The organism is Sebaldella sp. S0638 (assembly GCF_024158605.1).
Lineage (GTDB): Bacteria > Fusobacteriota > Fusobacteriia > Fusobacteriales > Leptotrichiaceae > Sebaldella.
In genome coordinates this window covers 20,900-32,471 of the sequence record NZ_JAMZGM010000044.1, presented here as the reverse complement: position 1 = coordinate 32,471, position 11,572 = coordinate 20,900, and the positions used below count along the sequence as shown (strand labels likewise).

Here is an 11,572-nt window from a genome sequence, read left to right as displayed (position 1 = left end):
ATAATAAAGTCCTCCTGTTTTTAGTTTATCATAAAAAGATTTTTTTATTTACAGACTTTTTATCACAGGCTCATATTAAATTCGAGACTATCAGTTTTTAGCTGTTAGTCTCTTTTCTATTTTAAATAATTTATAAAGACTCAAGAATTCTCCCCATAAATGATCCGTCATTATGGAGAAGATCTCTTGAGATATTTTTTGACTTTATATTTGAGATAATAATAATATAATTCTGATCTTCATGTGAACTGAGAACTTCACACTCTACAGAAACTTTACATATATCCATAAGCGGGGCATTTATAGTGTCAGATTTTGTGTATAAAAAATTCTGCGAATAAAATCTGTTTACATCAAAGCTGCCGCCGCCGCTGTTTTCAAAATCACGAATCAGATTCTTTTCAGGGATATTAACACAAAAACTATTGGAAAACTTTATGAATTCAGCTGCACTGGATGCCTTGGGCAGGCCAAGTACAAGCATATTTCCGAGAACAAAAACAGAACGGCTGACTGTACAGCACGGTTCGCCGTTTTTGTTATAATAGCTCAGTAAAACAGCAGAAAATCCATAATATAATTTGTCATATTCAACATTTATATTTTCCATATTACCTCCGCCTTATAAAAAAATCAAATCCCATACTTGCTAAAAAAGCAGGGATTTGATGATAGTTTATACTGTAGTAAGTTCTTTTTCTTTTTTATCCAAAGCTTCATCAACAAGTTTTGTGAATTTATCAGTTAACTTCTGTACACTGTCTTCTCCTGATTTCAATTCATCTTCAGTTATTTCGCTGTCTTTTTCTGATTTTCTCAGTTTGTTATTTACATCTTTTCTGATGTTTCTAATAGCGACTTTACCTTCTTCAGCTTCTTTTCTTACCATTTTTACATATTCTTTTCTTCTTTCCTCAGTTAACTCAGGAACAGAAAGTCTTATTATTCTTCCGTCATTTGAAGGATTCAGACCCAGATTAGCCTGCTGTATTGCTTTTTCTATAGCAGGAATTAATGATTTATCCCATGGGTCAATTGTCAAAAGCCTTGCTTCAGGGGCTGATAATGTACCAACCTGTGATAAAGGGCTTGGAGCTCCGTATGTGTCTACATGGATACCATCCAGCATAGAAACATTGGCTCTGCCTGCTCTTATACTCCCAAATTTGTCCTTTGTACTTTCTACAGCTTTTTCCATCTTGGTTTCAGTTTCTTTTAAAAAAGTGTCTACCATTATAATTTTCACCTTCCATATTTAATATAAAGTATTTAATTTTTTACAATTGTTCCGATTTCTTCGCCGTTTACCATTCTTTTAATATTACCGTCTTCAAGAATATTGAATACAATAACAGGAAGGTCATTCTCCCTGCAGAGTGATAAAGCAGCAGCATCCATTACTTTGAGATCTTTAGATAAAGTTTCGTCAAAACTGATATTATCAAATTTTACAGCATCTGCAAACTTTTGCGGATCTTTGTCGTAAACACCGTTTACTTTAGTTCCTTTTGCCAGAATGTCTGCACCGATTTCAAGCGCTCTTAATGCACCGCCTGAATCTGTGGTAAAATAAGGATTTCCTGTTCCTCCTGCAAGAATGATAATTCTTCCTTTTTCTAAGTGTCTTATTGCTCTTCTTCTGATGTACGGCTCTGCAATTTCCGGCATTTGTACAGCAGTAAGTACCCTTGTAGGAACACCCATTTTTTCTATTGAATTCTGTAGTGCTATGGCATTCATAATAGTGGCAAGAATACCCAGTGTATCTCCTGTAGCTCTGTCAAAGCCTTGTTCCTGACCAGCAATACCTCTGAAAATATTACCTCCGCCAATAACAATGGCCAGTTCTACACCAAGATCATGAACTTCTTTCAGCTGTCTTGCAAAATTATCAAGAACTTCGCTTGAAATACCAAATTTCTGATTACCGGCAAGCGCCTCTCCGCTTAATTTTAATAATATCCTTTTATATTTTAACATAAAACCTCCTAAATATCTCAAAAAAATAAGGGTAGAATTACCCCTATTTTTAATTTCCTGCTATTTGTGCCGCAACTTCAGCTGCAAAGTCAACTTCACCTTTTTCAATTCCTTCTCCTACTTTGAATCTTGTAAATCCGTTAATAGTTAAAGGTTTGATAAAGTCTTCTATAGACACGCTGTCATCTCTGACATATTTTTGCTTAATTAGAGTATTTTCTTCATAGAATTTTCTCATTTTTCCTTCTAAGATTTTCTCTATTATATTAGCCGGCTTTCCTTCTTCTTCTAACTGTTTTCTAGTTATTTCCTTTTCTCTTTCCAGATCATCTGTAGTAACCTGATCAGGTGAAAGGTATCCAGGATCCATAGCGGCTATATGCATAGCAACACCTTTTGCTTTTTCTATATTTTCAGGTGTAGCTTCTCCGTTTACATCAAGTAATACTCCTATTTTTCCTCCAAGGTGGATGTATGTCTCTGCAAAGCCGTCAGTCTTTATAGCTGTAAGCCTTCTAAGGTTCATGTTTTCACCTATTTTTGCAATAAGTTCAGTAATTACTGTATCTATTGTTTTACCTTCTATTTCAATAGCTCTTAATTCATCTTCGCTTGTAACATCATGATTTAGTGATAATTCTACAAGTTTTTCTCCAAAACTTTTGAATTCGTCATTTTTAGCAACAAAGTCTGTTTCGGAATTAAACTCAAGGATAACACCTTTTTTTCTGTCAGAAGATACTGCACCAAAAACAAGTCCTTCAGCTGCGACTCTTCCAGATTTTTTAGCAGCTTTGGCAATTCCTTTTTCTCTTAGCCAGTCAATTGCTTTTTCTACATCTCCGTTGTTTTCTTCCAGAGCTTTTTTACAGTCAAGCATTCCTGCTCCTGTTCTTTCTCTTAGTTCTTTAATTAAAGCTGGGGTTACTGCCATTTTTTTACTCCTCCGTTTTCTTTAAGATTATAATTCCTATATTTATTACTCAGTTGCTTCTTCAACGCTTTCAGCCATTGTTTCCACAGCTACTTTATCTTCATTAACAGGCATATCTCCTGATACAGCAGCATCAGCATCTGCTGAAACAGCTTCCTGTCCGTTATTTCCTTCTATTATAGCATTTGCCATTATTTCTGAGAATAATTTTACTGATCTTATAGCATCATCATTCGCAGGGATTTTGTATGTAACAAGATCCGGATCCACGTTTGTATCAATTAATGCTACTACAGGAATACCAAGTTTTTTAGCTTCTTCAAGTGCAAGAAATTCTTTTTTGATATCTACAACAAAAAGTGCTGCGGGAACTTTGTTCATGTCCTTTATTCCACCTAAGTTTTTAGATAATTTTGCCATTTCTTTTCTTAAAAGTCCTGCTTCTTTTTTAGTATATGATTCGTCAAGTGTACCGTTCTGGTCCATCTCTTCAAGGTCTTTTAGTCTTTGTACTCTTGTTTTGATAGTATTAAGGTTAGTTAATAACCCACCAAGCCATCTGTTATTTACATAAAACCCTCCGGCTCTTACAGCTTCATCTCTTATAGCATCCTGTGCCTGTTTTTTCGTTCCTACGAAAAGAACTTTCCCGCCTTCAGATGTAACTTCTCTTATGAAGTTATAAGCTTTTTCTGTAGAGTCTAAAGTCTGGTGTAAATCCAGAATATGGATACCGTTTCTTTCTGTAAAGATATACGGCTTCATTTTTGGGTTCCATCTCTTTGCCTGATGCCCGAAGTGAGCTCCTACTTCTAATAATTGTTTCATTGAAACTACTGCCATTTTGTTCCTCCTAATTTTTTTGGTTTTTGTCATCCATTTTCCTGATCTGGACAAACCTTACAGCTAAGGCACCCTATCCAAACCCGGCAAGAAAATGTGATAATCATCGAAATATTTTATCATTCATAGAGGATTTTGTCAATGAAATAGTGCAAATTAAATGCAAATCAGAAGAAAAATCCATATATCTGAAAAATTGAAATTGATATAAAAACAGATGTAATAAAAAGCCGCCGGTATAAAACCGACGGCAAGGGGGTTATGAAGAAAAATATTCTTTTATTGGTATGTGTTAATTATAAGAAAATAGTCTTAGAAAATCCTTATTTAAAGCTTTTTATAGACTTAGAATATTTATTTAAAGATCAATTATTTTTCAGGAAAGACAGTTACTAAAAGGTGTTGATAAGAAATTTGTTTATAAATATTAAATTAGTTAAGTTAATAAAAAAACCGCCGATTATAAAACCGACGGTAAAAGGGGGTTATGAAGAAAAATATTCTTTTTATTGGTATGTGTTAATTATAATGGAACCAGCTTAGAAGACTCTTTTTCAAAGCTTAGATTTATATTTAATATGATGAAATTTATTGGTTATTCAGATAAAACTAAATAAATTAGTTTGAAAATTGGAAAAAAGAATATTCAGTATTCGGATATGCATTGTGTATAATTTAGATATCTGTAAAATCAGCGAGTATCTATTATTTTTTATATTATGAAGAAATAAAAAGCCGCCGGTGTGAAGCCGACGGCAAAGGGGGTTATGAAGAAAAATATTCTTTTATTGGTATGTGATAATTATAATGAAAGCAGCTTAGAATATTCTTTTATAGAACTTAGTTTTATATTTTATAGATAATATATTTTGGGACAATAGTCGAGAAGTGCCTGAAAAATAAAAGATTGGAGGGATATAGTTAAAATACAAAAAAATGAAAATTTTTAAAATGTTTAATAATAAGTGTACATATTATAAAAAACTATAATTTTTTTTATTTTAAAATTAAATAATGAATTTAGAAAATAGTATATAAACTTATTAATTTAAAAATATAAAATAAAAGCCGCCGGTATGAAACCGACGGCAAAGGGGGTTATGAAGAAAAATATTCTTTTATTGGTATGTGTTAATTATAAGAAATAAATCTTAGAATAATCTTGAAAAATTCTTTTTATAATCTTAGAAAATATCATTAAATAAAATTAAATGTTTTTTATTAAAAAAGAAACTGTATTTTTTGCGTTTAAATTAATTAATTTAAAAATGGATTGTAAATAAACTTATTCATTTTAAAGGGCTGAAATACTTTATTAGTATCTTGTTTTATTTGTATTCCGGGACTGAATACAATCCCGGTTTTAAGCTTTATTCAGATAAAATACCGGCTTCTGTGAGCGGTACTTCTTTTTTCTTTAACTGGGTTTTTAGTATACAGAGCATCAAAATAATTCCAAAATAACCTGAAACAGGATAAAGGGCATTTACCAGTGCAGAAAAAGAAAACTGCCCTCCTATAAATGCTATAATAGTCAAAATTAATGCAAGAATCCTGAACCTTTTATCTTTTTCGTCAGGAATTAATCTGTTACAGCTGAGCCAGAGCATAGGAACAGCTGTAGTATAAATTCCGGCGAATAAAATAAAAGAGAAAAGAACACCTATTGCAGGAAACATTTTATCTGCAATAAAAAGTGACGGAACGTCTTTATTATATAGATCCCCGATACTTGCCATAAGTCCGTAGGCCATTATCATAACAGCGGTAACAAATGCAAATCCCCCGAGAAAACCGCCGGCTCTGGCTTCTTTTTTGCTTGCGGCTTCTTTTCCAAGCTGTGCCAGAAAAGGAGCCAGCATAATACATCCCATTGCAGGAAATATTATTCCGGAAATCAGCCAGTTTGAAGCAGCTTTGGTAACCTGAACGGCAGCCATTGTTTCCTCTGCTTTGGCAAGACCTGACGGATTCATAATAATATTCCCGAGTCCTACGATTATTGCAAAAACAATAATAGCAGGGCCGATTTTGGATACAATGCTTACCAGTCCGTCCAAGCCCATTATAACAGTGCCGAGAGCCATAACAGCCATTAGAATTCTTCCTATCTGGGGGTTCAGTCCGTATCGTTAAGTGTAGCCCCGGCTCCGGCAATCATAACAGAAAATACCAGAAAGAGGAAAATTGGCGTAAAAATTTCAAAAAATTTACCAATATATTTTCCGCAGTAATAAGTAAAAATTTTATTTGCAGAATCAAGCTGCAGTCTTCGTCCGTCCTCCATAATAACCGAACTGAACCAGACATATAAAATGAGTGTGATAATAACAGCACCAAAACACCCAGCCGGGCCGAATGCAGTAAAAAACTGCAGTGCTTCCTGACCGGATGCAAAACCTGAATCAATCAGATAAGCAACAATTGCTCCGGCAAAAGTGAATACTTTACTCCAACGAAACAGTTCGTTCATTAAAATACCTCCGGTATTTGAGAAAAGAATATTTTTGTAGGGCAGAGCCGGAAAAAAATAAATATTTTACTTTGCTAAATAAGTAATTTTTATTTATATTTTTTCCGACTCTGAAATAACCTGTGTCTTAGGCTGAAAATCCAAATACGGCAAGTCAAGTAATTCACAGCCGGCACATAAAATGCAATTTTTGATTTAAATATTGTTTATATTAATTTCTTAATTAAGCAGCTTTATCTAAACATTATGTATTTATTTTTTCCCGGTTTTTACGTATTTTTTTATGCTTTCCAGATCCATACCTTCCAGTCCGAGGTCTTTTACAGTAGAACCTTTTTCTCGCCAGTCAGTTTCGTGTATTATATTATAAAGACTTATCACTGCATCAATAGTAGGAGTAGGAATACCAACCGCTTCCCCGAGACTGCTCCATGGAACCAGACCAAAAGGCGCATCTTCAGTAAGGTAACGGTTATTTATGTCATTCGGCCCTGAAATTGGCGTTAATGAAATAGCACCATGTGTAGCTCTGTATAATTCCTGCCATGAGTACCCTTCATCAAGCCCGCTGAAATCCTCTATTGGAGTAAGATGATAACCAAGCTGTTTTCCTACAGCTTTTCTTTCGTTATCCAAAACAATATCTATTTTTGCAGCAGAAGGAGTGAAGCCGTGTTCATACAGATAAAAATTAACATGCGGAGACTCAATGTTACTGATGTTTAACAGACACGGCCCTGAATGTAATGCGGGATTGACAATTCCCAGACCGCATTCCAGAACGTCAGTATATATTTTTTCAAAAGGGAACAGGTCTTCTCTTAATGTATCAATAAGTTCCGATCCTTTTTCAGCCGGAAGAAATGCTATATTTATTTTATTTCTTCCAAAAAGTGTTACTTTACATGGTGAAGTAAGTCTTGCATCATAAGGCAGGTTATTGGCATCTGCAATAACCGGGCAGTTATCGTCACCAATGATATTTTTGAATATCAGTGCGGCAAAAGCCCCGGGAAAAACTACGATAATCTGATCTTTAGTAACATTGCCTTTTAGGAGATTTGCATAACCTTTATGTGCGAATGCAGGTGTAACCACGAGAATATAGTCAGCCCCGTCCACTGCTTTTCTGATGTCGTCTGTAACCATATCTACCTTGATTTTTTCTTTCATTATACCAGAAACTTCTATTGTTTGTGTATTAAATAACTGCGTAACATTTTCCCTGAATTCAGGCATTTCATACATACGGACTTCATGTCCTTTTACCTTCATATCGGCAGCCATCATATGACTTCCGTTTCCTCCGCCTAAAATTGCGATTTTTTTCTTTTCCATAATGAGTCTCTCCTTTATTTATAATATTTTTATTTTAACCGTGTTTATGACGGTTTAAAAAACTTCAGAAAATCTTTTTTTGTTGTTTTTTAAACATTCATTATTTTTAAATTTCAAAATAAAAAAGGCAGAATAAAACTGCCATATCCTGTTTAGGGGATATGAGCGGCTATTCTGCCTTTTATAAAATACTCTGTTGTATTTTAGTTATTTAATTTTAATACTGAATTCAGTGCTTGTACCTTCTTTTTCAGCCTGAATACGGAATTTTCCGTTAAGTTTATCTTTTACTATTGCTTTTACTATATTTAATCCAAGTGATTCAAAATTTGTTTTTTGCTGAAATCCGTCTCCGTTATCTGTAATTGTAAATATCGCAAAAACTCCTTCATTGGAAATTTTGATATTTATAATCCCGGATTTTTTATTACGAAATCCATGTTCCAGCGAATTGCTCAGCAGCTCGTTTATTACAAGCATAACACTGGATGCCGTATCTGCATTAACTAAAACTGTATCGCCGTTTACGGCAATTTTTACGGTTTTACTGTCAGAAGATGAATAATTCAGAATCGCAAGGCTTAATTTCTTTATAAGTTCCTTTATGTCAATATGTTCAAAACCTTGTTCTGCAAGAATCTCATGAGTAGCGGCAATACTGTCAATGTATGAAATATTTTCATTCAGGATTCTTTTCATGTCAGAATCATTTATACGCCGTGCCTGCATAGAAAGTATACTGGCAATGGTCTGTAAATTATTTTTTACACGGTGATGAATTTCTTTTACAGCCACAGATTTTAGTATGAGTTCCTTTTCTTTATTTCTCATTTCGGAAATATCGGTAATGATCATCATAGTACAGTTGTTTCCCTCTAAACTAAGACAGACATACCTTATTTTCAGTGTGAGATCTCCAATAGATATTTCATTTTCAAAGCCGCTTCTGTTTTCATTCAGCTGACAATAGTGATTTTCATCAAGAATAAGGTTTTCCATATGAATTTTCTGTATATCTTCAATATAGCCGAGTTTTTTATACAGGGCTTTTGCTTCAGGATTCGCGTATACAGTCTGTCCGTTATGATCAAAAATAATCACGGACTGGTTAATGTGTTCTGTTAATATTTCCGGATTATTTTTCAGATATTCCAGATTATCCCTGAGTTTTTTCTGGGTCTGTTCCAGAAGCTTTATTTGTTTATCCTGATTTACCTGTTTAGTAACATCATGCTCGCTTACAAGGGCTCCGATTATTTTCCCGTGAGAATTCGGAATTGGGACGACGGTTTCATAAACAGATTTCTTATCCTGAGTAAAAGCTTTCAGCTTTTTTGAAGTAATTCCCGTTTTTAATGTCCTTATAACTGCCGGTTCGGTATCAATACCCACAATAACTCCCAATACTGAATTTTTAAATAATGTAGGGCTGTCTACAGGTCTCTGCTGATAAACCACCACGGCATAGTTGCTGTTTGGAATAATGCAGTCTATAAAAAGATCAGTATCTGTAAATTCTGCGAAAATCTTCAGTTTTTTGGCATAATCTTCCAGTTCGGCAATATCATTGTCGTCGAGGTCTGTATATTTTTTACAAAGTTCCCTTAAAATAAATAACACCTACTTTCCTGCACTGTTTAATATTTCAGCGGCAGCGTCAGAGAGTGAGAGTTTTTTTTCGGTACTCATCCGTTTTATACGCAGGTAAGCGGCCTGTTCTGAAAGTTCGTATTTTTTCATAAGATAAACTTTGGCTTTTTCTGTATAAATTTTTGCAGAATCCTGACTTAGGATGGATTCTGCGATTTTTGCCATGGAACATCTTTTGTCCATGCTCAGTTTTCTCAGCTTTTCATAAGCTTCCATTTCGGAAATACCTGATGAGGCTGCGAGAGAATGCTTTGCTCTTTCTATTATTTTTGCATTTTTAGTCTGTTCTTCCATTTTTGCCATTTTGTTTTTCATGGCTCTTATCTCCTGACTCTTTGCAAGAGCCATTTCCACTGCGGGAATAAGAACTTTTTCCCTTACAGGCTTTATCAGATAATTCATAACACCTGCATGTTTTGCCTTTTTGAAAAACTCTTTATCATTATAAGCAGAGACAAGAATAATACAGTCTGAGAGTTCTTCGGAAAGAATGATTTCAGCAGCGCTGAGACCGTCAAATACAGACATTTTGATATCCATAATCACAAGATCGGGCTTTTCACGCCGGCATAATTCCACAGCGTCAAAACCATCAGCTGCTTCTCCGGCTACTTCATATCCGTTCAAAGTGAGCATTTCCCTGAAGTCCATACGGATGACAGGCTCATCGTCAATTATAACAATACGGTTTTTCCCCATAATCATCTCCTTTATTGGTTTTGGATAAAAAAAAATAGCATGCTAATTTCAGTATGAAAATCATACTTCTCAGCAAGCTACTTCGACTGCTAAAACAGACTCTGTTGTCTGTTTATTATATAAAGTTAATAAAAAAAACATATTTAGGCACAATTTATGCTCCAAATGAGCCTTACACTACATTTGGTATTTTATTATACCCTGATTTGAAATTTAGTCAATAGGGGATACAATAAAAAATGTATTGGGTAGAATACAGACATTTGCGTTATTTCCTGTGAAAAAGGAATTCACAGAAATAAAATTAAATGTTATTATTAGGTAAAAAAATAATATATGAAATAATATAAAAAGATTTGAGAGTGTGGAAAATGAAAATAAATTATTTAAAAGGTGATGCCACAGCTCCCAGTGTTAAAGGAAATAAGATTATTGCCCATGTTTGTAATGATCTGGGCGGCTGGGGAAAAGGCTTTGTTTTGGAAATATCCAAACGATGGGATAAGCCTGAAAGCGAGTATCGTGCATGGCACAGGAACAGGAGCAAAAATGATTTTGCTTTGGGGAGGGTTCAGTTTATTCCAGTGGAAAAATATATTACAGTTGCTAATATGATCGGGCAGCGCGGTATGAAAAGAGGATCAAAAGGGGTTCCTGTGAGATATGAAGCTATACGGGAATGTCTTTATTCTGTGGCTGAACATGCTTTGGAAATAAATGCCAGTGTTCATATGCCGAGAATAGGCTGCGGACTTGCAGGCGGAAAATGGGAGCTTATTGAGCCTGTTATTATGGAAACTTTGATAATTAAGGGAATTTTGGTGTATGTTTATGATATTTAAAATAGGAATATTATTAGTAGTACAGTAAAATTTGTAAAATGGATAATAAAAAAGATACTATTATATAAAAAAATAATTGGAGGAAAATATGAAATTATACAGACCTGTAGGCTTACAGGAGTTAGTAAAAATACTGAACTTTAAATCTGAAAAATTTCCAGACAGACAGGTATGGCAGCCGATACTATATATAGTGGAAAATTACGGTTATGCTGAGCAAATAGGAACTATGTGGAATCTGAAAGATGAGAATTCAGGATTTTCTGGATATATGCTGGAATTTGAAATATCAGATGACTATATGAAAGACTATGAAATAAAGCAGGTGGGGGATAAAACACATCTTGAATACTGGATACCGGCAGAAGATACAGATAATTTTAATAACAGCCTTAACGGTAAAATAAAAATAATAAATGCATTTTATGGAGAAAAATATAAAGGAATGTCATTTCAAGAAACAGCTTTGGAAAACAAACTGCCGGATGAACAGATTAGGGAGCTGGCTTTTTTTATGGAGAGTTCTTATGAAAAATTTTTGAAAATAGTAAAAGAGAACAGAATTCCCATAATATTGAATTTGATATATTGGATGAGAATGGATTCTGATTCTTCCAAAGAAGAAAACGGGGTAAATAAAAGTGTAATATACGAAATTGAAAAGATTTTGTCAGAAACATATGAAGATCATAATGATGTTATCATAAATTTGAAAAGCTGGGAAAATGCTCAGTAATATGGTGAAATTTACACTGTTTCATATATGTACATGATATGCACAGCAAAGAGTCTGGATATTCTATATAATAAACA

12 protein-coding genes are annotated in these 11,572 nt (G+C 34.1%); 2 read left to right on the top strand and 10 right to left on the bottom strand.

Going from position 1 to position 11,572, the window contains the following annotated elements; all coding sequences use genetic code 11:
• Positions 1 to 130: 130 nt before the first annotated feature.
• The 10 genes from NK213_RS12335 to NK213_RS12290 all read right to left on the bottom strand — a co-directional run bounded on the left by NK213_RS12335 (position 131) and on the right by NK213_RS12290 (position 9,917).
• A complete protein-coding gene (locus NK213_RS12335; RefSeq protein WP_253349589.1) occupies positions 131 to 610 on the bottom strand; it encodes a flavin reductase in 480 nt (159 codons plus the stop codon).
• Positions 611 to 676: 66 nt separating this feature from the next.
• Entirely contained in the window at positions 677 to 1,234 is a 558-nt protein-coding gene (frr, locus tag NK213_RS12330) for a ribosome recycling factor (RefSeq protein ID WP_253349586.1), read from the bottom strand.
• Between the two features lie 35 nt (positions 1,235 to 1,269).
• Complete coding sequence (gene pyrH, locus NK213_RS12325) at positions 1,270 to 1,980, bottom strand: UMP kinase (protein WP_253349584.1); 711 nt, start codon at positions 1,978 to 1,980, stop codon at positions 1,270 to 1,272.
• A 49-nt stretch (positions 1,981 to 2,029) separates the two neighbouring features.
• Positions 2,030 to 2,914 (bottom strand): translation elongation factor Ts, encoded by an 885-nt coding sequence (tsf, locus tag NK213_RS12320; protein ID WP_253349582.1) that lies wholly within the window; start codon positions 2,912 to 2,914, stop codon positions 2,030 to 2,032.
• A 45-nt stretch (positions 2,915 to 2,959) separates the two neighbouring features.
• Positions 2,960 to 3,757: a 30S ribosomal protein S2 gene (gene rpsB / locus NK213_RS12315; protein WP_253349580.1), complete on the bottom strand. Its 798-nt coding sequence runs from the start codon at positions 3,755 to 3,757 to the stop codon at positions 2,960 to 2,962.
• A 1,370-nt stretch (positions 3,758 to 5,127) separates the two neighbouring features.
• Positions 5,128 to 5,853, bottom strand: a complete 726-nt coding sequence (locus tag NK213_RS12310) for a hypothetical protein (protein WP_253349579.1) — start codon at positions 5,851 to 5,853, stop codon at positions 5,128 to 5,130.
• A gap of 23 nt (positions 5,854 to 5,876) precedes the next feature.
• Entirely contained in the window at positions 5,877 to 6,230 is a 354-nt protein-coding gene (locus NK213_RS12305) for a hypothetical protein (protein ID WP_253349577.1), read from the bottom strand.
• A 252-nt stretch (positions 6,231 to 6,482) separates the two neighbouring features.
• Positions 6,483 to 7,568: an NAD/NADP-dependent octopine/nopaline dehydrogenase family protein gene (locus NK213_RS12300; RefSeq protein WP_253349575.1), complete on the bottom strand. Its 1,086-nt coding sequence runs from the start codon at positions 7,566 to 7,568 to the stop codon at positions 6,483 to 6,485.
• 207 nt (positions 7,569 to 7,775) lie between these two features.
• Positions 7,776 to 9,188, bottom strand: a complete 1,413-nt coding sequence (locus NK213_RS12295; protein ID WP_253349574.1) for a histidine kinase N-terminal domain-containing protein — start codon at positions 9,186 to 9,188, stop codon at positions 7,776 to 7,778.
• On the bottom strand, positions 9,189 to 9,917 hold the full coding sequence (locus NK213_RS12290; protein WP_253349571.1) for a GAF and ANTAR domain-containing protein: 729 nt from the start codon (positions 9,915 to 9,917) through the stop codon (positions 9,189 to 9,191).
• Between the two features lie 371 nt (positions 9,918 to 10,288).
• Between NK213_RS12290 and NK213_RS12285 the strand changes: the two genes are divergently transcribed.
• Positions 10,289 to 10,759, top strand: a complete 471-nt coding sequence (locus NK213_RS12285; protein WP_253349569.1) for a macro domain-containing protein — start codon at positions 10,289 to 10,291, stop codon at positions 10,757 to 10,759.
• A gap of 88 nt (positions 10,760 to 10,847) precedes the next feature.
• The gene (locus NK213_RS12280) at positions 10,848 to 11,495 is read left to right on the top strand and encodes a hypothetical protein (RefSeq protein WP_253349567.1); all 648 of its coding nucleotides are present in this window, start codon (positions 10,848 to 10,850) and stop codon (positions 11,493 to 11,495) included.
• The last annotated feature ends 77 nt before the right edge of the window (positions 11,496 to 11,572 follow it).